At 43.2% G+C, this 24347-nt stretch carries 21 protein-coding genes; 13 read left to right on the forward strand and 8 right to left on the reverse strand.

Features of this window, described 5'->3' with window-relative positions; all coding sequences use genetic code 11:
* The first annotated feature begins 168 nt into the window (after positions 1 to 168).
* Positions 169 to 1533 (forward strand): GH12 family glycosyl hydrolase domain-containing protein, encoded by a 1365-nt coding sequence (locus C0V77_RS01400; protein ID WP_101724521.1) that lies wholly within the window; start codon positions 169 to 171, stop codon positions 1531 to 1533.
* Positions 1534 to 1578: 45 nt separating this feature from the next.
* Here C0V77_RS01400 and C0V77_RS01405 read toward each other — a convergent pair whose 3' ends face one another.
* From C0V77_RS01405 to C0V77_RS01420, 4 genes are all read right to left on the reverse strand, one after another.
* Positions 1579 to 2004 carry an SRPBCC domain-containing protein gene (locus C0V77_RS01405; RefSeq protein WP_101724522.1) on the reverse strand — a complete coding sequence of 142 codons (426 nt, stop codon included), beginning with the start codon at positions 2002 to 2004 and terminating at the stop codon, positions 1579 to 1581.
* A gap of 22 nt (positions 2005 to 2026) precedes the next feature.
* Positions 2027 to 2656, reverse strand: coding sequence for a GyrI-like domain-containing protein (locus C0V77_RS01410; protein ID WP_101724523.1), 630 nt, complete (start codon positions 2654 to 2656; stop codon positions 2027 to 2029).
* Positions 2657 to 2670: 14 nt separating this feature from the next.
* Entirely contained in the window at positions 2671 to 3168 is a 498-nt protein-coding gene (locus C0V77_RS01415; protein ID WP_101724524.1) for a DinB family protein, read from the reverse strand.
* 95 nt (positions 3169 to 3263) lie between these two features.
* Positions 3264 to 3947: a YafY family protein gene (locus C0V77_RS01420; RefSeq protein ID WP_101724525.1), complete on the reverse strand. Its 684-nt coding sequence runs from the start codon at positions 3945 to 3947 to the stop codon at positions 3264 to 3266.
* A 179-nt stretch (positions 3948 to 4126) separates the two neighbouring features.
* On the opposite strand from C0V77_RS01420, the gene C0V77_RS01425 reads away from it, so the two are divergent.
* The 7 genes from C0V77_RS01425 (at position 4127) to C0V77_RS01455 (ending at position 11830) form a co-directional block, all read left to right on the forward strand.
* Positions 4127 to 4768 (forward strand): hypothetical protein, encoded by a 642-nt coding sequence (locus C0V77_RS01425; protein WP_143705985.1) that lies wholly within the window; start codon positions 4127 to 4129, stop codon positions 4766 to 4768.
* 3 nt (positions 4769 to 4771) lie between these two features.
* Positions 4772 to 5353: a hypothetical protein gene (locus tag C0V77_RS01430; RefSeq protein WP_101724527.1), complete on the forward strand. Its 582-nt coding sequence runs from the start codon at positions 4772 to 4774 to the stop codon at positions 5351 to 5353.
* Entirely contained in the window at positions 5350 to 7638 is a 2289-nt protein-coding gene (locus tag C0V77_RS01435; RefSeq protein WP_158237860.1) for a histidine kinase, read from the forward strand. Before C0V77_RS01430 ends, C0V77_RS01435 begins: the two co-directional genes overlap by 4 nt.
* Positions 7639 to 7660: 22 nt before the next feature.
* On the forward strand, positions 7661 to 8452 hold the full coding sequence (locus tag C0V77_RS01440; RefSeq protein WP_101724529.1) for a LytTR family DNA-binding domain-containing protein: 792 nt from the start codon (positions 7661 to 7663) through the stop codon (positions 8450 to 8452).
* Between the two features lie 99 nt (positions 8453 to 8551).
* Complete coding sequence (locus tag C0V77_RS01445) at positions 8552 to 8746, forward strand: hypothetical protein (RefSeq protein WP_101724530.1); 195 nt, start codon at positions 8552 to 8554, stop codon at positions 8744 to 8746.
* 144 nt (positions 8747 to 8890) lie between these two features.
* Positions 8891 to 9346 (forward strand): RidA family protein, encoded by a 456-nt coding sequence (locus C0V77_RS01450; RefSeq protein WP_101724531.1) that lies wholly within the window; start codon positions 8891 to 8893, stop codon positions 9344 to 9346.
* A 102-nt stretch (positions 9347 to 9448) separates the two neighbouring features.
* Entirely contained in the window at positions 9449 to 11830 is a 2382-nt protein-coding gene (locus C0V77_RS01455; RefSeq protein ID WP_101724532.1) for a M1 family metallopeptidase, read from the forward strand.
* Positions 11831 to 11912: 82 nt separating this feature from the next.
* Here the strand turns inward: C0V77_RS01455 and C0V77_RS01460 are convergent, their stop codons facing one another.
* The 3 genes from C0V77_RS01460 to C0V77_RS01470 form a co-directional block, all read right to left on the reverse strand.
* On the reverse strand, positions 11913 to 14648 hold the full coding sequence (locus C0V77_RS01460; RefSeq protein WP_101725015.1) for an alpha-L-rhamnosidase: 2736 nt from the start codon (positions 14646 to 14648) through the stop codon (positions 11913 to 11915).
* A 163-nt stretch (positions 14649 to 14811) separates the two neighbouring features.
* Positions 14812 to 16404, reverse strand: coding sequence for a S8 family peptidase (locus C0V77_RS01465; protein ID WP_101724533.1), 1593 nt, complete (start codon positions 16402 to 16404; stop codon positions 14812 to 14814).
* 177 nt (positions 16405 to 16581) lie between these two features.
* A complete protein-coding gene (locus C0V77_RS01470) occupies positions 16582 to 17718 on the reverse strand; it encodes a PLP-dependent aspartate aminotransferase family protein (protein ID WP_101724534.1) in 1137 nt (378 codons plus the stop codon).
* 81 nt (positions 17719 to 17799) lie between these two features.
* On the opposite strand from C0V77_RS01470, the gene argB reads away from it, so the two are divergent.
* Genes argB through C0V77_RS01485 form a run of 3 tightly spaced genes read left to right on the forward strand, consistent with a single transcriptional unit; the run spans position 17800 to position 20175 of the window.
* Positions 17800 to 18588, forward strand: a complete 789-nt coding sequence (gene argB / locus C0V77_RS01475) for an acetylglutamate kinase (RefSeq protein ID WP_101724535.1) — start codon at positions 17800 to 17802, stop codon at positions 18586 to 18588.
* Between the two features lie 29 nt (positions 18589 to 18617).
* A complete protein-coding gene (locus tag C0V77_RS01480) occupies positions 18618 to 19697 on the forward strand; it encodes a M20 family metallo-hydrolase (protein ID WP_101724536.1) in 1080 nt (359 codons plus the stop codon).
* A gap of 34 nt (positions 19698 to 19731) precedes the next feature.
* Positions 19732 to 20175: a DMT family transporter gene (locus tag C0V77_RS01485; protein ID WP_101724537.1), complete on the forward strand. Its 444-nt coding sequence runs from the start codon at positions 19732 to 19734 to the stop codon at positions 20173 to 20175.
* Between the two features lie 18 nt (positions 20176 to 20193).
* On the opposite strand, the gene C0V77_RS01490 is transcribed toward C0V77_RS01485, so the two are convergent.
* The gene (locus tag C0V77_RS01490; protein WP_101724538.1) at positions 20194 to 21462 is read right to left on the reverse strand and encodes a 3-deoxy-D-manno-octulosonic acid transferase; all 1269 of its coding nucleotides are present in this window, start codon (positions 21460 to 21462) and stop codon (positions 20194 to 20196) included.
* A 355-nt stretch (positions 21463 to 21817) separates the two neighbouring features.
* Between C0V77_RS01490 and C0V77_RS01495 the strand changes: the two genes are divergently transcribed.
* Entirely contained in the window at positions 21818 to 22882 is a 1065-nt protein-coding gene (locus C0V77_RS01495) for a hypothetical protein (RefSeq protein ID WP_101724539.1), read from the forward strand.
* A 33-nt stretch (positions 22883 to 22915) separates the two neighbouring features.
* Positions 22916 to 24310, forward strand: a complete 1395-nt coding sequence (locus C0V77_RS01500; protein WP_101724540.1) for a hypothetical protein — start codon at positions 22916 to 22918, stop codon at positions 24308 to 24310.
* The last annotated feature ends 37 nt before the right edge of the window (positions 24311 to 24347 follow it).

The raw sequence follows: 24347 nt of genomic DNA on the forward strand, positions 1-24347 counted from the left end.
AGGTAAAAGCACTATGACCGTAAAAAAAACTACATATATTGATTAAAGGCGGATTTTCTCTCAAATAACCCGCTCTTCGTTAACAGCGCACTTGCCCACACAGAAAGTTAATTTATCTTTGAATGTCCAAAATTTGAACCAAAGAACAATTAACTTGAACCACCAAACATGAAACAGAACTATCTTTTTTGCTATCTGCTATTGCTACTTACCGCCGTTATTTCTTGTACCAGCGAACAACCTGCAGCCAAGTCCAGCGAAGCCAAAATAGCTAAGCTGGAATTTGAAACCGCCGGAACAGTTTATGCCACCACCATTACCGGAAATAACATTAGCCTGGAAAAGGCCATTCCTTACAGTGCTAAAGAAGTGTCCGTAAAAACCATCACCGTTTCGAACGGAGCCACTGTAAACATCAAGGCTGGAGACAAACTGACAACCGCCCAAACCGACATTCTTGTAACGGCAGAAGATGGGGTAACCAAGCAGACCTACAAAATTAACTGGCAGATAGCTGCCGCATCAACAGAAGCGGCACTGACAGAAATTGTGTTTGCTTATAAAGGCGCCGACTATACCGGAACAGTAAGCAATGCTAACATTGTATTAAAGAAAGAATTGCCTTACAATGCCGATGGCACTATCAGCATCAAATCATTTAAGGCATCTGCTAACGCAACTGCCAACATCAACGTTGGCCAGGAAGTAGGCGTTGATAAATCGCTAACCGTTAGCATTACTGCTGAAGATGGCAAGGTTAAAAACAATTATACACTGAATAGTTTCAGAGACGAAGAGGGTAAGCTATTAATTGCCCAGTCAACCATTAAAAGTTGCGAGGCTTTTAAAACTTTTCAGACGGGCGAATTTATGGTTGAAAATAACCTCTGGAATGTTACAGGGTTAACTGCGGGTTCTTATTCATTGTGTGTTTATAATTATAATGCTGATTCACGATTCCTTTTGGGTTGGTCGTGGGACTTCCCAACTTCTGCTACCAATATTAACGCCTATCCTGAAGTTATTTACGGCCAAAAACCGTGGTATCCGAACACCACTACCGCACAATTGCCGAAGAAAATCGGTGAGTTGGGCAAGCTAAAAGTGAACTATGACATTGAAATGCACATTGAGCGTGGAAGTTATAATCTGGCATTTGATAACTGGATTAGCTCGGCAAAGGTAGCCACACCAGGCAATGTTCAGTTTGAGTTTATGATTTGGGAAGATTACCAGAACCTTGAGCCATTTGGCACCTTTAAGGAAACCGTAAATACTACCAACGGTAGTTATAAGTTTTACATGGGCGAGCCCACCTGGGAGCCAGCAGGCTCTAACTGGACCTACGTTGCCTTTGCAAGAACAGATAAAAGGCAAGCCGGCAAAGTAGATGTTGACGAGCTGATAGCCTATCTGGTAAGCAAAGGTATCGTTTCAAAAGACAGTTACCTGTCTTCTATTGAGTTTGGCAACGAATTAGGTAATACCAAAGGTTACAGCGTTCTGAAGACCTTCGTAGTAGAGACCAGATAAATAACTATACAGGAGGCTGCATTTTACAGGCAACCTCCTGTATCATTAACCCTGCTCTGCCACTTTTCTTAATTCATCCAGTACATAGCCCCAGTCATTTTCAGAACGCTCGGCGGCGGCTTCATCTTTTAAACCATCCTGTGCTACGGTAAGCAGGGTTTCTCCGGGCTTCTCTTCTAATGTGTAGGTTATATTTGCATAATTTGCAGGAATATCGTCTGACCCACTCATATTACTCCAATAATTATACGTAACCGATTTCCCGTGTTCAATAGCCAGTATGGTTCCTTTGTCTTCATAGGGTTTTCCTTCCCACTGGCCCGAAAAAACTATCGGGCTGCCCACCTGCCAGTCGGTTCTGGTTTCGGTGCCAAACAAATACAGCTTTATTTTCTCAGGGTTAGTGAGCGTATCCCACACAGCTGCTGCCGGAGCTTTAATTAAAATGGTTTTTTTTATTTCTTTTGGCATAGTTTCAAGCTGGTTTTTATAATTAAATCTTTTTTACGGGTTCTCTTAAAATAGTTTTCAGCTTTTCAGGAGCTGTTTTGTTGAAGTCAGACAAATAAATCTCATGGTGCAAACCATTTCTTTGCAGCTGCCTGGCCTCTGAAAACGCCTGAATCTGCAAGAGGCTCTCAGGCTCTTTATCAAAAGGCCCTATGTGCAGCATCTGTACGCAAAGCCCCTCTTCCATCTCAAACAATTCAACACTGGCAGCCCGGGCAATCTGTTTTTTATAGGCTACATTTTCAGCAGTGATTTTAATATCTTCTGCGGCTACAAACGCCGGCAGGCGAATCAGCATTCTATACTGCCATTCACTACGGGGTATTTTTTGTGGGGCTTCGGTCATAGAAACCCTGCTATTGGTGGTCTCATCAAACCACCAGAGGCCCTCCAGTTTAGCCACTACAAAATCTTTTTGCTTAGCCTTATACAAGAACTTAAGGGCATAAGCGGTAGCATACAAAGCCTGTAAAGCGGTTCCATAGTCAGGCTGAGAAGGGTCTCCCTTGCCCAAGACAGACAAAAATCTGGCTGCTTCAATATTTACCAGCCTTGGCTTTGTTGTAGCTGTATAGTAAGCTTTGTAAGCTTTACTTAAATCGAGTTTTTCCATGTTGCAGTGTCATTTTATAAGAAACCCTCATCGGCACTTGGGCCATAGCTCCCCGGTATAGGAATATTGAGCAGGCGTAAGAACACCCCTAGCTGTGCACGGTGATGAATTGTCTGGCTCAGACACATACGCAGCACATCTTTTTTAGGTCTCACACTGTAAACGGTTTCACCACTACGAAGCGTCCAGTTTTTGTCAATCTGGCCTTCATATTCTTCTTTCAGGTACTCGCGCCCCTCTCTCAGGTTATTTTCAAAATAGGTCATTAAATCTGATGTATTGTTAACCTGTACCGGGTTGTAAGGGTTGTTCGCAAAATTCAGTTCATCGGTTGTCATGGTCATTTTTATCCATGAGGGCAGTTCGCCTATGTGGGTAGCCAGTTGCCTGATGCTCATGCTTTTTTCGTGCGGTCTCCAATCATACTTGTCGTCAGGCACAATAGATAACATTTTACGGGTAGTTTGGGCTTCCTGCTCAAATTCGTTTGAAAATTCCTGTAAGAAAGACATAGTTTTTTTTGCGTTTAAATGAATGATAATGCAAAGAAAACGGGCCTCACTGACAACCCTATGTCAGTCTGTTTTTGAAATTTTCTAAAAATTTTTCAAAATTCAACCGGCAGCTGATAATCGTTCAGCGTAATGTGGTTTTTCTTTCTGTAAGGGAAACCGGTATCCTGAATAGAACAAATGCGTGAAACCTTAAAATCGCGGTATTCTTCTCTCAGATGGCACCAGGCTATCATGTGCCAGCTAAAAGCATAAAAAACAAGGCCTATGGCTTCTACCTGCCTTTTGCTTGATTCTTCCTTATTATTGACGTAGGTTATTTCAAGAATATTTCTGGCTATTATGGCATTCTGAATACTACTCAGGTACTCAAAATCATTGTTGAGTCGCTGAGGTATCTGCAATCTTATATTGTCTGTCAGCATATCTATCTTTTCTTTCTGGCTGGTACGTAAAACTGCCTTCACTTTGCTTAGGGCTGACGAGTAGTGTTTCCTGATAGACTTATCGGCAAACCCTATTGTAACGCTTTCCATGAGCAGCAATGCGTTGGCTTCTTCAATGCTGAATGCCACCGGTGGCAGAAAATACCCCGGTACTACAAAATACCCTTTCTGGTTTTCAAACCCAACCGGAATACCCAGTTCACCCAGTGCCTTGATGTCGCGATAGACAGTACGGACACTGATTTCATACTTTTCGGCAATGCTTTCGGCACTTACATATTTCTTTGACTGCAAAGTGGTTACAATGGCCATCAGCCGGTCTATTCGGTTCATCACTATCAGTTTATAAGATTGTCTGTCAAAAATAGTAAAGTATTTACACCTGCAAAAACCAATTTCACGCCCACAAAGGTGGGTTTCGTCAGAAAGCCCTGTGGTGTCGCTCTCGTAGTTTCTAATTTTGAAGCATCAACCCGAAGCAAACAATTATGTATCATTTAAACATAGTAAAAATGAAACGAATTATTTTAACTATCAGCTTTTTATCTTTAATTTTCGTTCAGTCTTTTGCGCAGAAGGCCGAGTACGTATCGGCAATGGAAACCGCCATCGGCCTGTTAAGCGAGTTTGAAAACACTGAAAATACCAGGCAGGGCGTAAGCCAGCTGGAACGTATTGCAACTGCCGAACCTAACGAATGGCTACCAGGCTACTGGGCAGCTTATGGCCTCGCCAACCTGAGCTTTGCAGAGCCGGAGGCCGACAAAAAAGATTTGCTGCTTGACAAAGCCGATAAGTTTCTGGCCCATGCCGAAAAACTGCAACCGGGTAGTGATGAAATAGAGGTACTGAAAGCCTACATAGCCAATGCAAGAATGGCAGTAGCCCCGCAAGACCGCTGGCAAAAATATGGCACTACGGTAAGCATGAGCTTGCAGAATGCCAATAAAATAAACCCTGAAAACCCCAGAGCCAAATTATTAGAAGCCCAGGGTATCTACTTTACACCAGAGGCTTATGGAGGTGGCAAGAAAAAGTCAGCTCCGTTGTTTGAAGAAGCCCTAAAGAGATTCGCAAAATTTAAGCCGTCATCTGCCATTGCGCCCAACTGGGGTGAACGAGACGCCCGATGGTTGTTATCACAAACAAATTAAGCAATGAAAGAATCGACCGTTTTGTTAGGATACGCAGACCTTATTGAAAATACAGATAAACATCTGAAAAAACACTTCATACTTTTTTCAATATTGGGGTTAATCGCCGGTCTTGGCAGTTTCGTTCTGGAAGGCGGATGGGGTAACATTAACGCAGGCTTTCATACCTTACTTGAAGTAATAGTGAACCTGGCACGTTTGTTAATCATCTTTGCAGTAATCGGGCGGGGGCAACCGCTGCCTGGTTTCAATCATTTTCTGGCTATATTCAGACTCAGAAAATCAGCCTGGTCAGATACCTGGTCTAATTTTAAAAACAATGTAAGGCATCATTTTCTGGCTATTTTAGTCAATTTAATAATTTACGTTATAGTGGCCGTTATTACCAATATTGCCATATTTGCTACGCTTAAATACACCCCCTTACTTAACTGGCTGAAATCGGCAGATTTAATCAGCCAGGCGGCAGGCAAATGGCCAGTAATACTTCTTTTAAAAAATATCTCTATCATTCCGTTTACACTGGTATTTGCGACCCTGCTTGTGATGTGGATTGTAGAACGAAACAAAACAATAGAGGAATGAACTACTTACCATCAGAAATAAAAAATATTCCGTCAGACGGCATACAAAATCTGCAGGCAGAGACCATTGCCGGTGGAATAGAGCTGGTAGGATATGACGAGAACCAGATACGGATAGAAATATATGCATCTAAGCGGCTGGTAGTTAACCTGTTCAAAAAAGAAAGTGTTAACTCGCATGACATAGGCCATGAGCTGGTAAGCCTAACCCGGCAGGGAGACAACCTGCGTGTAGCTGCAAACAATAATGGATTCTGGAAATGGGACTGGCTGAGTTTCTTCCGGGTTTCGCTCCGGATTTTTGTACCCCGAAACATAAACGCCGTAATCACAACCAGTGTTGGCGACATATCTCTTAACAACCTTAATGGCAGGCAAATGCTCCGTACAACCATTGGAGACGTAAGAATTGCTAATTCTTCAGGCGAGATTCAGGGCAAAGCAGCTGCAGGTAATATTAAGATTAGTAATTGTGATATCAAGGCCGACCTTTCATCTTCAGGTGGAAACATACTGATACATAATTCAAAGGGAGAAATTAACTGCTCTACAAGCGGTGGTAATTTCAAAATGGAGAATTTCAGCGGAAAACTTTACACCAAAACCAGCGGAGGCAACATAAAAGCTTACAATATTTCAGGCGAATTCAAGACGTATACCTTCGGAGGCAACATCAGGCTTGCAAACATGAAAGGCAATATTGGCGCCTCTACCAAAGGCGGTAATATCAATATTCAGGCGGTTTCAATTAACGAATACCTCTGGATTGAAACCTCCGGCGGCAACATAAAAGCACAATTACCCTTAAACCAGGGCATGCAGATAGAGGCCGACGGCGGTTCGGTAAGTGCGCCATATATTCAGGGTTTTCAGGGCATTAACCGCTCAGGTTTTCTTTCTGGTAGTGTCAACGGGGGTGGTGCAAGTGTAAAATTAAAGTCATTTGGGGGTAATGTTAAAATATATGCCCCCAAAGCTGAGCCTTATATAGAGGAAACCGGGTTTAAAAAAAAACAGCCTACCTGGGCTGACCGTCTCAGTGTAGAAAAAGCCCCAGATGTCAGTTCGCAGGTTACGCCAGTTCAAAACGCCCCCCTGAATCCTGAACCGGCCAGACGCTATTATAAAGACCGCACCGAGGGGTTCAGAGTAAATTTCAGAGGTATTATAAACAGGCTTAACTCCAGGTTTTTATTTTACACGCTGCTTTACACCATTTTTTTTATTTACGGACTTAACAGCATTCTCTATTTTTCGCTAGAGCTTCTGAACCCCACTTCTCTTGAAGCAGAACAGAATAAGGCGGTATTTCTGGCTAACCTCACAACCGGGGTGTCTTGTTTTATAAGCCTTACCATTTTTTTACTTTTTATAGAGCGCTTTCTGATTAAGAACTGGTCAAAGTACACAATTCTTATTGTGCTTACCTATGGTGTTATTATGCTAACACGGCTCATACAGAAAGCAATTTACCTGCTTGAAAACGATGGAGGCCGTTACTGGACCCATTACTGGAAAATTATGTCTGTAAAATATACCGATGGCTGGCTTGTTAATCAGGGCACCTTATATCTGTTCATACCTATGATAGCCGTTTGCGTATTTTTTTATAACTGGCAACGGTCTAAAGACCTGGACCGCAAAATATCTGAACAGGAGTACCAATTACTGAACCTTGAAAAGCTGAAAACCAAAGCACAACTAAACGCATTAGAGGCACGTATTAACCCGCATTTTTTGTACAACTCGTTAAACAGCATTACAGGTCTGATTCATGACAACCCCGATAAGGCCGAAGAAATGACCATTCAGCTCTCAAAATTGTTCAGAGCTACGACCGGCCGTTCTGACCAGAGTTTTCATACCATAGCCGAAGAGCTGGATATCGTAAAATCTTACCTGTCTATTGAGCAGATGCGCTTTGGCGACAGGCTGAACTATGCCATTAACATAGAAGCTGGTCTTGAATCAATCAAAATTCCACGCTTTCTGCTACAACCGGTGGTTGAAAACGCCATCAAACATGGTATTTCTAAAATAACCGAACACGGTATTATTGATGTAAAAATAAGTAAAGAAGACACCCTGATTGCTTTTCAGATACACGACAACGGCCCGGCTTTTAAAGAAGATTTAAGCGGAGGCTATGGACTGAAAAGCATCAGTGATAAATTGCGCCTGATTTATGGCAATGAAGCTGGTGTGCAAATACAAAACAACGATTTCAAAGCCATTATCATCAGAGTTCCGGTTGAAACAGCCGATAAAACACATATAGAAGTGTAGTACAATAAAAATACAGGATTGTATGTTAAAGACCATATTAATAGACGACGAACCCCTGGCCATAAGCCGCTTAAAGAGACTGCTGGCTAATTATGGCACGACCATTCAGATAATTGATGAAGCGCATAACGGACAGGAAGGGCTGGAGAAAATAGAATCGCTCAAACCGGACCTGATATTTCTGGATATTGAAATGCCCCTCATGACAGGCTTTGAAATGATGGCTAACCTGTCTTATATGCCAATGGTTATTTTCTCTACCGCCTACGACCAATACGCCATAAGAGCATTTGAGGAGAACTCGGTTGATTACCTGCTGAAGCCCATAGAAGCCGAAAGATTGGAAAAAACCATAGAAAAACTAAAGAAACTGGAAGACAAAAAGGAAGACAGTTCGCTGAATGCCAATCTGATGCAATTGCTTGAGCAGTTAAAAATAAAAGAAGATGCCCTGCGTACACCTGCTCAAAAGCAAACCACGGCTCACTCCATATCAGTAAAATCAGGCGAACGCATTCTTTTTATACCCTTAACTGAAATCAGTTACTTTGAGGCCGAAGACAAATATGTGTTTCTGAACACAACAGATGGCAAACAGTACCTGACCAACTACACCATAACGGGTCTGGAAGAAAAATTACCCGATAATTTTGTGCGTGTCAGTCGCTCGGCTATTGTTAATTCTTTCCACATTAAAGAACTGCAAAAGTATTTTAACGGTAAATATCTGGTTGTGATGCGAGACAGCAAAACCACCAAACTGGAAACCGGTTCTACCTACGGCGATAACCTGAAAAAGCTGATGGAAATTTAAGATTAAAGGGCAAAACTAAACCTTTTAGCTATGGCATAGTTTTTTAATACTTATTAAAGATACCCATGTTTAAAATGAACATTAATCTTTAATAATTATATGAATCTTAAAAGAATCTTCGGGTCAATACTTACAGTGTTAGGCATTGCCGGTCTTATTTATGCTGCCGTATTATTTGTAAATACCACAGGTGGCACCAAAAACATTAAAGCGCTTATTATTTACGGCATTATTGGTTTAATTTTTTTCAGCTCTGGTATCAATCTGATTCGCACCACTAAAGATGAAGCATAACCTGTAAGCCTGCAAAATTTATGACCCTGCAAGAGCGCCACTATAGAAAAACTACCATGGCAGTACAGTTGTTACATTTACGGTTTCATACGCTTTGATTTTACATACAAATTTCTGAAAATTGTATAAACAAACTCAAACCGTATGACCAAGCCTCTGTTAACCACACTTTTAGCCTTTTTAGTCTCATTTGCCATTGCACAAAACAAAGAAATCGTAAAAACCGACAAAGCTCCGGTACCGATTGCTCCTTACAGCCAGGGTGTAAAAGCCAACGGCATGCTGTATGTTGCCGGGCAGATAGGCCTAAGCCCAGAAAACCGTAAACTGGTTGAAGGCGGCGTTGAAGCCGAAACGGTGCAGATAATGGCCAACATCAAAGCCATTGTAGAAGCCGCCGGGGCTAAAATGGAAGACATTGTAAATACCACCATCTACATGAAAGACATGGGCAACTTTGCCAAAGTAAACGAATTATACGGCAAGTATTTTACTGACAATTACCCCGCCCGCACTACTATCGGGGTTGCCAACCTGCCCGGCGGAGCCAATATCGAAATGGCTGTAATAGCCGTTTTACCCAAAGTTCGTCGAAAATAAGTCGAATATGAGCCCTTCCTTATCTTCCGGGTACATTTTTAATATACATCATTCAGGTTTTTATTTATTTTTGTTAATCAATCAAGTTCCTTCATCATATTCATGAAAAACACCATTCTATTTATCTGTTTATTGGCGGGGTTCACGGCGTTTGCGCAGATGCCGGCCACTACCCAATACAATGCCAACACCCGTTTTGAGCAAATGGGCACCGAGCTACCCACACCCAACACCTACCGCACCGCCTCTGGCGCACCGGGCAAAGACTACTGGCAGCAAAAAGCCGACTACGACATTAAAGTGGAGTTGGACGACGCAAACCAACGCATTATTGGAACAGAGGTAATTACCTACACCAACAAATCGCCTGACGAACTGCGTTACATCTGGTTGCAATTAGACCAGAACCTGTTTGAAAAAACATCTATCAATGCCTTAACCAAAACAGGTGGCATTGAAAACCAGATGTCTTTCGGAGCCATTCAGGGTATCAACGCACCCAGTTCGGTAAGAGCCACTATTGCCAGCAACAAAGAGTATGGTTACAAAATTACTTTGGTAAAAGATGCCAAAACCGGTGCCAATCTGGTGTATACCATCAACAATACCATGATGAGAGTAGAAGTACCTACACCTTTGAAAACCGGGCAATCTTACTCTTTCCGTGTCGACTGGAACTACAACATTACAGACTACTATGGCCGCTCGGGTATGGAATACTTTCCGAAAGACGGCAACTATAATTACTTTATTGCACACTGGTTTCCGCGGATGGCTGTATATGACGACGTAAACGGCTGGCAGCATAAGCAGTTTCTGGGGCAGGGAGAGTTTACTCTTCCGTTTGGAGATTACAAAGTTGAAATTACTGTACCTAACGACCACGTTGTTGGGGCAACCGGTGAATGCCAGAACTACGACAAAGTTTTGTCTGCTACGCAACTGAAACGTTTCGAACAGGCTAAAAACTCTAAAACTCCGGTTGTGATTGTTACGCAAACCGAAGCAGAAGCCGCTGAGAAAGCTAAGCCAACAGGTAAAAAGACCTGGATTTACAAGGCATCTAATGTGCGCGACTTCGCCTTTGCATCGTCTCGTAAGTTTATCTGGGATGCCATGCAGACTGATGTGTATAACAACGGCCGCAAAATATGGTCAATGTCGTTCTACTCAAAAGAAGGTAACCCGCTTTGGGGGCAATACTCAACCCGCGTAGTAGAACATACTTTGAGAAGCTATGGTAACCGTACCATTCAATACCCATATCCGGTAGCCATTTCATGCCATGCTACTGCAGGCGGTGGTATGGAGTACCCGATGATATCGTTCAACGGTGGGCGCCCTGAGCCGGATGGCACCTACTCTGAAATGACCAAAGCAGGTATGATTGGTGTAATTATCCATGAGGTTGGCCACAATTTCTTCCCGATGATTGTAAATACAGACGAGCGCCAATGGACCTGGATGGATGAAGGCCTGAACACTTTCTGCCAGTATCTGGCTGAGCAGGAATGGGACCGTAACTTCCCGTCGCGCCGTGGTGAGCCACAATACATTGTGCCTTACATGAAAACCGATAAGACACAACAAGTGCCTATTATGTCGAGCTCAGACAACGTTATATCATTAGGGCCAAATGCCTACGCTAAACCTGCTACGGGTTTAAATATGTTGCGCGAAACCATTATGGGTCGCGAACTGTTTGACTATGCATTTAAAGAATACGCACGTCGCTGGGCGTTCAAATCGCCGCAGCCTGCCGATTTCTTCCGTACTATGGAAGATGCCTCAGGTGTTGATCTGGACTGGTTCTGGAAAGGCTGGTTCTATGGCGTAGAGCCTGTTGACCAAGACCTGGCCGAGGTTGAATGGTATTCTATCGACAACCAGGACCCGGTTGCTAAAAAAGCGGCCGATAAAGCTGATTTTGACGCCAAGCGCGAAACCCTGAGCAATATCCGCAACAAAACAGATATTAAACAAACCGTAGTAGAGGCAGACACAACGATGAGAGACTTCTACAACTCTTATGATAAGTTTGCCGTAACAGCTACCGACAAACAGAAATCGGATCAATATAAAGCCAGCTTGTCAGAAGAAGAACGTAAAATGCTGGAAGAAGGCAAAAACTTCTATGTTTTGAAAATCAAAAATAAAGGTGGTTTGCCAATGCCTGTTATTGTGAAACTGGATTACGAAGACGGCACTAACGAAATTGTGAGAATACCTGCTGAAATCTGGCGATTAAACGATAAAGAGATTAAGAAAACGCTTCCAACTACCAAAAAAGTGAAGAAGTTTACACTTGACCCTTTCTATGAGATTGCCGATATTGATACAGCCAATAATGCATTCCCACGTGAGCCGGAGCAACCAACCAAGTTTCAGGCGTTCAAACAAAGGGCGTTCCAGCAAGGGCCAAACCCTATGCAACAGGCTAAACAAAATCAGCCGTCTGGTGTTCAAACCAGTGGTAAGAACTAATTCTTACCCTACACATAAAGCATAAAGACGAAAGCCGGGGTGTGTTTGCCCCGGCTTTCGTTTTATAATTCAATTTAGATTCTTAATTCCTGACTCTGAACTCATACTTTCCTGAACCCACCAGCAATTTGGTGTGATTACCGTCTATGCCATCAATCTTGATATCAGACGAAACCGGTTTGCCTCCCTCCTCAATATCAGGTACGTTGGTGGTTGGCAAATAAACCGTAGCTGTGGTGTTGGCCGGAATTTCAATGGTGTAAACTGTATTTTTGCCGTCTTTTTTCCAGCCAGATGAGGCCAGACCATAATTGGTGATGATTTTGGCACTGGCAGAGGTCAGCCCGTCGCCCAAATGTGGTTTAATGATAATTTTCTTGTAGCCAGCACCAGACTCATCAACATCAATACCGGCTACATCACGATACATCCAGTCGCCCACGGCGCCATACGAATAATGGTTGAAAGAGGTCATGCTTGGGTCCTGAAAAGTGCTGTCGGGCTTCATGGAATCCCACCTTTCCCAAACGGTAGTGGCGCCCATTTTAATTGGATACAGCCATGACGGGTAGGTATCCTGCAATAACAAACGATAGGCCACATCGGTTCTGCCAAAACGTGTCAATACAGGCGTAAGGAACGGCGTACCCAAAAAGCCGGTAGTCAGGTGATAATTATAGCTTTTTATGTTATCAACCAGTCGGCCTACCGCCTGCGGGCGTAATTCTTCCGGCAGCATATCAAACTGTAAGGCAAGTATATAGGCTGTCTGGGTTTCAGAAATCAGCCTTCCGCTGGCTGTCATAAATTCTTTGCGGAATGCGGCCTTTATGCGCTCCAACAGGGCTTCATAATCTTTTACCTCCTCTGTTTTGCCCAGGAGCCTGGCCGCTTTGATCATCAGGCTGGTATTATAAGCAAAGAAACACTGTGCTACCAGATAATTATCTGTAATGGCAGACTTCTGGCCTATCAGACCTTTCGAATCATCTACCCTGTATGATAGCCAGTCGGCAAACTGGAAACCAGTATTCCATAAATCATTATTTGCGGCTTTTCGTACATAATCCAGATATGCTTTCATGCTGGGGTATTGTTCTTCTACCACGCGCTTATCGCCATATACTACGTACAGATTCCATGGAATGATGATACCCGCATCAGACCAACCCGCTGCACCTGCCGGGGTATCAAAAAAAGTACCTTTCAGGGCATTGGGTATCACAAAAGGAATGGCGCCGTTAGGATTCTGGTCGGCAGCCACATCTTTCAGCCATTTAGAGAAAAAATTGTTTACATTGAAATTGAAAGCGGCCGTGCGTGAAAAAACTTCAGCGTCGCCTGTCCATCCAAGGCGTTCATCGCGTTGTGGGCAATCAGTTGGTACATCAAGAAAGTTACCCCTTTGCCCCCATTGAATATTCTTTTGTAGCTGGTTTACCAGTGGATTAGAGCATTCAAAGCTGCCCGTTGGTTTCATATCAGAATACAAAGCCACAGCGGTAAAGTTATCGGGGTTCAATGGTTCTTTCAGACCCTCAACCCTTACGTATCTGAACCCGTGGAAAGTAAATCGCGGTTCGTAGGTTTCAACCCCCTGGCCTTTCAGAATATAAGTATCCTGCGCCAGTGCGTTTCTGAGGTTATCAAAATAAAGCCCACCGGTTTTATCAAGCACCTCAGCGTGCGAAAGCACAATTTTATCTCCCGCATTACCCGATACCTTCATTTGTACCCAACCTACCAGATTCTGGCCGAAATCAAGTACCTGCTCGCCTTTTGGTGTTCTTAGCACCTTTACAGGCTTAAAGGTTTCATGTTTAGTAATCAATTCATGGTTGGCAGAGAAAAGAATATCTTTCGGGAAGTTTTTTACTACCACCGCCTGCCAGTTTTTGTCGTCATAGGTAGCGGTTGCCCAGCCTGCCTTCTCCTGCCTGGCATCATATACTTCGCCGTCATAAATTTCAGAGAATTGAATAGGCCCGTTTGATACTTTCCAAGTGCCGTCAGAAATAACAGATTCTGTCTTCCCATCTGCATAAGTTATATTTAACTGGCAAAGCAATGCTGTTTCTTTGCCATAGAAATTCACCTTTTTCTCCCAGCCTAATTCACCTCTGTACCAACCATTGGCCAGGCTTACACCAATGGCGTTTTTGCCTTGCTTTATAAGATTTGTAACGTCGTATGTCTGGTACAACAAACGTTTATTGTAGCTGGTCCAGCCGGGTGTCAGGTAGGCATCGCCTACCCTTTGGCCGTTTATATGTGCCTCATACAATCCTTTAGAAGTAATATAGGCAATAGCCGATTTAATCTTTTTTGATGCACTGAATGATTTTCTGAATTGCGGCACTATGCCGTAGGCAGTATCTGCTTTAATGCCGGACGAAATCCACTGGGCTGTTATTTCAGAAGCCGGGTTGAGAAGGGCCGTCTGCCAGAAAGCCGTGGTACTCCAGGGTGACTCATTCGCCTGATTATCCCAGACTTTTACCTGCCAGTAGTATTTCTGCCCCGATTTAAGCGGAGCTCCCTGATAGGTTTGTAAAACTGACTCATCAGTATTTACTTTGCCTGAATCCCAAACCAGATTTTTTTTGGTGAAATCGGGAGATGTGGCTATCCGAATGCTGTATGCTGTTTGAAGAATGTTACGACCGCCTGCGGCAATTTTCCATGTAAAACGTGGCCTGGTTACGTCCAGACCGATAGGATTCACCCGGTTTTCGCAGGTTAAATCATAGGTACTCAGGTTTTGAGCCATCACGCTAATGCCAGCGAGACAGATGAGCAGGGTAAATATTCGTTTCATTGCAATTTTTAATTTTATCAATAATATTTTGCACTATTCTACAAAATAAACCGAAAACAACCAGAGTACCCTCATTTACTCTCCTGCTATTGTCTCATTTTGATAAAATAAAAATCCGTAGCAGAGGCTGCTACGGATTCATAACTTATCTAATTAACATTTGTTATTGCTTTGCGGTCATTTCGCTGGCCATTTTTACGGCATTGTAGGCATTTACAATGCCACCCGTTACCGACAAATCTTCAAACTTCACAATCTCCTTGGTTCCGGGTTTGTAAACTCTCAATTCCGGTGCCTTCACTGCCGACTCCAGAATAATTTTCTTCAACTGGGCTGCCGTTAACTCAGGGAAATACGATTTCAGTAAAGCGGCAACACCTGTGGTGGCCGGTGCAGCCATACTTGTACCGCTTTTTTCTTCATATTTAGAACCCGGAATGGTAGAGTAGATATCAACCCCTGGTGCAAACACATCTACATTGTTTTTACCATAGTTGCTGAACTCTGCCACGGCATCGGGTGCATTTTTCCATGACAAGGCTCCTACTGATATCCAGTTTTCGGCTTTTCCGCCATTGGCATAGGTATTGGTGGGGTAATGCACGTCTACATCAGTATCCTGATTATCATTACCGGCAGCGGCTATCAGCAATACACCTTTCGACTGCGCATACTTCACGGCGTCGTCGACCCATTTTTTCTCAGGCGAATACGGTTTCCCGAAACTCATATTGATAATCTGTGCGCCGTTGTCTGCGGCGTAACGAATGGCATTGGCCACGTCTTTATCTCTTTCGTCGCCATCAGGTACGGCACGCACCACCATAATGCGTACATTATCTGCCACACCTTTAATACCCAGATTATTATTGCGATTGGCCGCAATAATACCTGCTACATGGGTACCATGCATACCGTCGGGTCCTACCACTTCATTATTGCCATATTCGCCATATTGCAATTTATCAGGCTTGTCGCCCACCACTACACGTGGGTTGAAATCAAGATTGAGGTTATACTTCTGCTCGTTTTCGTAGTGTTCAACGGCATCTTTAATATCGCTGCCGGTAGCGCCCAGCTCCATAAACTTCTCTAATGTACGCTTGGCCGCTCTTACACTGCGGTCTACGCTGTTTTCGTCAATGCCGGCTATGCTTTCTTTTGTCAGGTTATCCGTTTTCAGATAAGCCTTCAATACATTCTCAGACTCTACGAAGTTCTTATACAACTGTGCATAAAATGGGGCATATTGTTCAGCTTCTGCTTTTTTCTCTTCATATTCTTTTTGCAGCTTCTGATACAACGCGTATTCAGCCTGATTTTTACGTAATAGTTTCTTAGATGGTTTATCTCCGAATTTTTCCTTCAGCTGTTTCAGCATGCGTGTTATTTCAATCTGCTCGTGGTTTACGTCCTGGCCGTCTTTGCCACCCAGAAAATCCCAGCCATTGATATCGTCAACGAACCCGTTTTTGTCATCGTCTTTACCGTTACCTGCAATTTCTTTAGCATTTACCCAGATTCTGTCTTTCAAATCCTCATGGTTTACATCCGTACCACCATCAATAACGGCCACCAGAACAGTTTTAGATGGTTTGCCTTTCAATAATTCGGCGTATGCACGCTCAACGCTCATACCTCTAACACCGTCTTTTTCAAAATCAAGATTCTGCCAGTTTGGTTTAGTCTTTAACTGTTGTGCGCTGGTTTGTAGAAAAAAAGAAAGGAGAAAAATTGAAAAAAGTACTTTCTTCATTATTTAGTTTTTTGTGTTAATAAAATAGACCTGATTGTTAAAGTATAGCGTCTTTCGCCGGTACCTGCCTACCTAAACAAATAAGCTGATTGCGAATATAAACGATTTGCTCCGGCTTTTATTTAACCCATAATGGGTTATTTTGGTTAATATTTAATTAAAATAAATATTTAGTGATTATAAATTTTCAAGTGCCTGCCTGAAATCCGCAAGCAGATCGTCGATATTTTCAATGCCTGTTGATATCCTCAGCAGGTTATCAGGGCTTACCGAATGGGCGCCCTCTGCCGACTTACGGTGTTCTATCAGCGTTTCTACTCCGCCCAGGCTGGTAGCATGTTTTACCAGTTTCAGGTTGGCTGTCAATTTCAGGGCAGCTTCCTGGCCGCCTTTTACCAGTATTGACATCATACCTCCAAAACCGTTGCTCATTTGTTTTCTGGCAACCTTGTGATACTCATTGGATTTCAGCCCCGGATAATTTACTTTTTCTATCTGCGGATTCCCTTCCAGAAACATGGCCAGTTTCATGGCGTTATGGGCATGTACCGGCATCCGGACTGCAAAAGTAGAAAGACTACGAAACAACAACCAGCAGTCGAAGGGAGAAGGTATTACGCCTCCTGTTGTTTGAAAATTCCTGATTCTGGTTTTCAACTCCTGCGGGCAATTATCGTTAAAAATAATGCAGCCACTCAGAATATCAGAATGCCCTCCAAAATATTTGGTGCTTGAGTGCATGATAATATCCACGCCAAAATCAAACGGACGGGTAAAGTAGGGTGTAGCCCAGGTGTTATCGCAGCCCACCAAAATATTTTTAGCTTTTGCCAGTTTTACTACTGCCTGTATATCAGTAATCTTCAAACTTGGGTTTGATGGCGTCTCTACCCATATCAGCCTGGTGTTTTCTCTGATTGCCCTTTTTATCTGGTCAATGTCTGTCATATCTACGACTGTGCAGGTCATACCCCAGTGTTCATACAGGCTCTCAATCATATAACGGGTGCCGTAATAGATGTCGTCCGGTAAAATTACATGGCTGTTGGTACCCAAAGCATGAAAAACGCTCATAGTAGCTGCCTGACCCGACGAAAAAGCAATGGCATCAGTACCACCTTCCAGCGCAGCCAGTTTTTCTTCCAGCATGCGTCGGTTGGGGTTAGAGGCACGGGCATAAATATCGCGCCCCTCAACAAAGGTTCCGTCGGCGGCGCGCTCAAAAGTAGTTGAAAGAATAATGGGGGGTATCACCGCTCCGGTGGCGGGTTCACCATGATTTCCGGTATGTATGGTTAGAGTTTCTAATTTCATGTGTAATTTTGGGGATTAATAACGGCTAAAGATTATATTCCTTTAAAATAACTACCTCTATACGGCAAATATAACCAATAAATGAAGCAAAAACTTAACATTATAAAAATCGGTGGCAATGTAATTGACAACCCAGATGCACTGGCCAGATTCCTGAAAGACTTCTCGGCTTTACCCGATGCTAAAATACTGATTCACGGTGGCGGTAAAATTGCCACCAAAATAGCAGTTAAGCTGGATGTTGAAACCAAAATGGTAGACGGCCGCCGTATTACAGACCTGCCTATGCTAGAGGTAGTAACAATGGTGTATGGGGGTTTGGTAAACAAACAAGTGGTGGCAAAGCTACAGGCTTTGGGCTGCAATGCCATTGGCCTTACAGGCGCTGATGCCGGAGTAATACTAGCCAGAAAACGCCCGGTAAAAGAAATTGACTATGGTTATGTGGGAGACGTAGCGCAGGTGAACGACAAAATCATTAAAAACTTTGTAGAAAATGAGCTGACACCCGTTTTTGCACCACTTACTTTTGATAAAGAAGGAAACATACTGAACACCAATGCCGATACGCAGGCCTCATCGGTAGCGGTGGCTATGGCGCAGCATTACGAAGTAACCCTGATTTACTGCTTTGAGAAAAAAGGAGTTTTGTCTGACCCTGAAGATAATGAATCGGTAATACCTACCCTAACCCCGGCCAGCTATGCACAATACAAAGCTTCAGGCGCCATTAATGCCGGTATGATACCCAAACTGGATAATGCCTTTGCCGCCCTGCAGAAAGGCGTAGCCAAGGTGATTATCTGCCATGCTGATGAATTACTGCAAGCAGTTGCCCATGGACAAAGCGGAACACAAATAATTCTTTAACTTTGCAGAACTACCATTATTAAGAAGATATGATGCAGAACTCCAATCTGGTTGAGACATTAACGAAAGATGCCATTGAATTGCTAAAAGACCTGATTCAGACAGAGTCTTTCAGTAAACAGGAAGATGAAACAGCGGCAATTATAGAAGAGTTTTTCAGGGAAAGAAACATTCCGTATCGCCGAAAGAAAAACAATATCTGGGCAAGAAATAAATTCTTTGACGCCTCTAAACCCACCGTTCTGCTTAATTCCCACCACGATACCGTTAAGCCTAACCCTTCCTGGACCCTTAATCCGCTTAACCCGCTTTTAAAAGACGGCAGGTTATATGGCCTGGGCAGCAACGACGCCGGCGGGTGTCTGGTGTCTCTGATTGCCACTTTCTGTTATTTCTATTACCGCCAGGACCTTAGCTATAATGTAATAATGGCTGCAACAGCCGAGGAGGAAATATCAGGCCGTGACGGCCTTGAAATTGTAGCACCCGAATTACCTGAAATATCGTTTGCCATTGTAGGCGAACCTACCCAGATGCACCTGGCTGTTGCCGAAAAAGGATTGCTGGTATTAGATTGTACAGCACATGGTAAGTCTGGCCACGCGGCAAGAAACGAAGGCGAAAATGCTATTTATAAAGCCATTAACGACATCAACTGGTTTCAGACATACCAGTTCCCTAAAGTATCAGAAAACCTGGGACCAATTAAAATGACTGTTACCATCATTGGCGCCGGTACCCAGCACAATGTAGTGCCAGATGCCTGCAAATTTACAGTTGATATACGTGTAACAGAGCAATATACACTGGAAGAGATTATTGAAACCGTAAGAAAAAACATTGGCAGCGAAGTTGTACCACGGTCTATCCGCCTGCGCCCTTCAAGCATTCCGATGGAACACCCGATTGTACAGGCAGGTATTGGCATGGGGCGTAATACTTATGGGTCGCCTACCACATCAGACCAGGCCTTGCTAGACTGCCCTTCGCTTAAAATGGGGCCGGGCGATTCGGCACGTTCGCACACGGCCGATGAATATATCTACCTGAACGAAATAGAAGAAGGAATTCAATTATATATACAGATGTTAGAAAAAGTAATTCTATAAACACACTTTCTGCCACAGGCAGCACATTTTATTAATGAATATCATCTTTTACTTTTTCGCCGTCCTTTGCGGAGTAGCCAACAGCATACAGTCGGGCGTTAATGCCGAACTACGCAAGGGCATCAATAATCCTATTTTTGCTGCTATTATTTCGTTTTCGGTAGGGCTTGTGGGGCTTATACTCATTACGCCGTTTTTCAAAGAGCCTCTTCCTTCCTTATCGGCGCTTAAGTCTCTGGCCTGGTGGAAATGGATAGGCGGAATACTGGGCGCTTTTTTTGTTACCACAGTTATTCTTATTGTACAGAAAATCGGTTCGGCCAATATGCTGGCCCTGATTGTGGCAGGCCAGTTAATTACCGCTATGATACTGGATCACTACGGGCTGCTTGGCTACAAAATGCACCCGATTACGCTATGGAGAATTGTAGGGGGCGTGGTTACAGTGGTTGGTGTATATATGATTGTAAAAAACTAAGGGTATCAGGAAGCATGGTTATTTTCTGATAATGCTTCCTACTACCTCCAGTATCTTTTGTGTGGCCCCTACATTAGCTGTTACATAATTGCTGCAAATAGTGGCAGCGCTCTTTCGGCTGGCTTCGTTAGTCTTCATTCCTATATATAAAGACTTTAGTTCTTCTGTATTTTCTACAGGAAACGCCCCGCCTGCTGCTATTAAATCGTTGGCTTCCTGAAATTTGTGATAGGCTTTATTACCGAAAAATATAGGCATACCAAATGTGGCGGCTTCCAATATGTTATGTAATCCCTTGCCAAAAGAACCACCAATAAAGGCATACTCGGCATATTGATACAAAGAAGACAACAGACCTATGTTGTTAATAAAAAGTACGTCACAGGCTTCAAGGTCAGGTGTTTCGCGGGCGTCAGAGAACAGCACCGTTCTCAAGCTGAGTTGCTTACGCCATATTTCAATTTCAGCATCATGGATTTCATGTGGAGCAACAATAAATTTGGTGCCATCTTTCAAATTGTTCATCAGCGGAATCATGACGTCCATATCTGCCTGCCAGGCCGAACCAATGATGAATACCTGTTTGCCATTCTTGAACTGCTCAACAACCGGAATCTCCTTGCGGTTGTCTACAATCTGTTTTACGCGGTCAAAGCGCGTATCTCCGGCCAGAGTGGTGTTAGCAATACCGATACCCTCCAGCAATTCCAGCGATTGCGTGTTCTGCACCAGAATATGGTCAAACTTATGTAACACTTCCTGGTAAAATCCGCCATAAAACTTAAAAAATACCTGATTCGGCCTGAAAATGGCAGAAAAAGAAATAACGGGTATCTTCCGTTTCTGCAACTGCGTCAGATAATTATTCCAGAATTCGTATTTCACGAAAAAGGCGATACTAGGCTTTACAATCTCCACAAAACTGGCTGCGTTTTCGGGAGTATCCGCCGGAAGGTAATAGATGTAGTCGGCACCGGTATAGTTTTTCCGGATTTCATAACCAGACGGCGAAAAAAAAGTAAGAAGTATTTTATAGTTGGGATACTCTTTTCTGAAAGCCTCAATTACCGGCCTGCCCTGCTCAAACTCGCCCAGTGAAGCGCAATGAAACCATGCCAGCCTGGTAACGCCAGAGCGCCAGTGTTTGCGTTCGGCATCTGTTTTCAGTTTATCAAAAAGATTTTTTCTGCCCTCTACCCACAACTTTGCTTTTTTGTTGAAAGGCGAAACCAGCCTGAGTAATGAAACATAGGCGTAGATTGACAGATTATAAAGGAAGTTAAGCATCCTGCTAAGGTAATTAAAAATCTAAAACAAAGGCAAACCTACAAAAAACCTTTCAAAAAGTATCTTTCAGGTTAATTAACTGTGTGGTTGTATATGCTGCCCCATTAGGATATACTACCGGCTCCTGACAAATCAAAAAAACAATTCATCCCAAAAACAACCTCCTACACAACACTTACGCCCCTCTTCACATATTTTTGGAGAGATATAATAATATTTTCTTAAATTTAATGTTATAATGGCATTATAAGGGTTACTATTATTACCCGCTTAATATCATTTATTCGTATTAACAAATTCCTGAAAAAAGCTATTATTTAATTAATCGGGGAAATAATTAAAAACTAATTAACCCATGTCTCTGCTCAGTCGTTTAAAAAATTGGCTTCTGTCTGAACAACCCTCAGATGTGCCTGCCGAGGTTTTGCCTGTAACCAATGAACCTCCTGCCGTATCAATTCCTGCGGGTGTGGTTGCTGTGCAAGAGCCCACTCAGCCTGCCGAATTACCTTTTGCTCCGTTCTGGCTTGAAAACGAAGACGCCCTGCGCGATGAAGGCGTAATCTTTGGATTATCTGATTCAAAAGCAGATGAAAAAATTGGCGCTATCAGAAATTACTTTTCGCATAAAACGGCCAATCTGGAAAAGACGGTTGAGTATTACTCTGAAAAAATCGGAGAACTGAATCTTTTTATTGAACAAAAAGAAAACAGAATTAACGAATTAAAAGATAAAGGTGTAACGCTTGAAAACCTGGAGGCGTCGGCTCACCATCTGCCTCGCACAATAGCAGGCTTTTTGTTATCGGTGGCCATGTGTGTAGGCAATTACTTCCTGATTGACGAGTCTATTCTGACCAATTTCCCGCGCAATCATCAATTTATTGCTTTGGGGGTCTTGCTGGCCGGTATGTTTAATCTCTTTACGCCGAAGTCGCTCTTTCATGAGCAGGAAAGGAAAATTTCGTGGAAGAACGTTCTGGAAGAAATAGGTATGCCTGCAGCCGCTTCTATTTTTGTGTTTGTACAGGTGTTAGAGACCCAGTCTACCGCGCGTGCGCTGGCTCTGCTTTTATTTAGTTTCTTTTTATTTCTGTTTGCAGGCAAACTACTGTTAAGCAACCTGACATTACTTAAAAATGATGCAGGCCAATGGATAAGCAACCTGAAACTGGCCAGAGACAAAAGCAACAAAGCCAGTGACTGGGAAAACGAGGTAAATCAGCTTAAACTTGAAATTGATGAAAAGAGAGTAGAAAAATGGAAGATAATTGACGCGCTGAAAGCACCTGAAGCAGAGCTGAAACGGCTGAACGAAAAACGCGAGATGCTAATTAAACTCTTTGAAAGCGAGTTTAATCTGGCCAGAAGTTACCGCGAAAAACTGACAAACAAGGAAATCAAGAAAATATTGGAATAGCACTTCACCTCGTGAAACCAACCTGTACAATCAATGGAAAAGGAAAACGAAAATTATTATAATACTGATTTTCAGCACGGGTACATTACCGGTGTTGAGAATGTTGACAAGGCAACTTACGAGAGCTATCTGTCAAGCCATGTAAGTTTTGAGTGGCTACAAGGCCGCATTAACGATAAGCGCGAAGAACTGACCCGGATAGACCATGCCATTGCCGAAAATCGTGATAAGCGAAAGGCTTCTTTTGATAAATTACAGGAGCATCTGCAGGCCATTGATACCCAGACCCAGCACATAGGCTATATAAACAAAGACATTGATGCCAATCATGCAAAAATTGCCTCTATAGAAGTAAAGCACAAAAAATCTGAGTCGCCCTACTCTCTGTTTGCGGGTATTTTGTATCTGTTGGCAGGGGTAGCTTTTGTATCAGGCGATTTGATTATATCGCACGAAATTGTGGCCTATGCGCTCAATATCCGTAACAATTTTGAGGCCTGGGCATTTGCCATTGGCCTGGCCATGTTATCGGTACTACTGAAACCTGCCTATGAGCGGCTGGTTGAACACCCTTACCTGCATAACTATAACGAAAAAACTAAAAAGGTTTATGGTGTATTTCAGGGCTTCCTGCTGGTGTTTTCAATAGGTACCATGCTTGTTTTGGGTTGGTTCAGGTACGAGGCCTACAAAACCGATAAACTGAAAGAGGGTATCAATAAGCAAATAAAGGCAATGCAGCTGAACAGCACGCCTTTAGACCCGTCGGCCGTGCAACCTGCCAACAATCAGGCGCTTATACAGAAAATGGATGAGCAATTGAAAGCCTACGACAAACTGAATATTGATTTGGTTAACAGCCCCTGGGCTTTAATGTCATTCGTTTTGAGTGGTATTCTGTTTGCCATTGCGGGTGCTATCTGTCTGGGCATTGCCCTGCCGGTGATGCATGCCTACTGGTACCGATGGCTGCAGTCTGGCCCGGCGATCAGAAGATTACGCAAACAAAATGTAAAACTGACTGACACCCTGAAAGAGGCTGAAAAAGCATTGGCCGCACAAATAGCACAAAAAAACGTACTTGAAAATGATTTGATAACCTTACCCGAGGTTGCTGAATTGAAAGAAGAGAAAAAGGCGGTTCTTGCTGAAATTGATAGCATGCTTGAACACGCAAAACTTGCAGATCAGGATAGACGAATCAACTCGTTTAATGATGGTGTGGCCAAAGGCACAGCCAACAGGAGTGAAATGACAGACGACGAATATGAAGAGTTCAGGAGTTCGTCAGTAAGGCAAATGCGTAATGCCCAGGATTCAAAATCAGACGCCGGCCCGAAAGTGTACCGTAACAATGGTTTAAGGCCGCATCAGGCATTGCGTAAGGTTATCACGGAGCAATTCAATCAGAATCAAAATCCGAATTAATCAATCATTATAATTTATTATACAGAAGAAACATGAG

The organism is Emticicia sp. TH156 (assembly GCF_002855535.1).
Taxonomy (GTDB): domain Bacteria; phylum Bacteroidota; class Bacteroidia; order Cytophagales; family Spirosomataceae; genus Emticicia; species Emticicia fluvialis.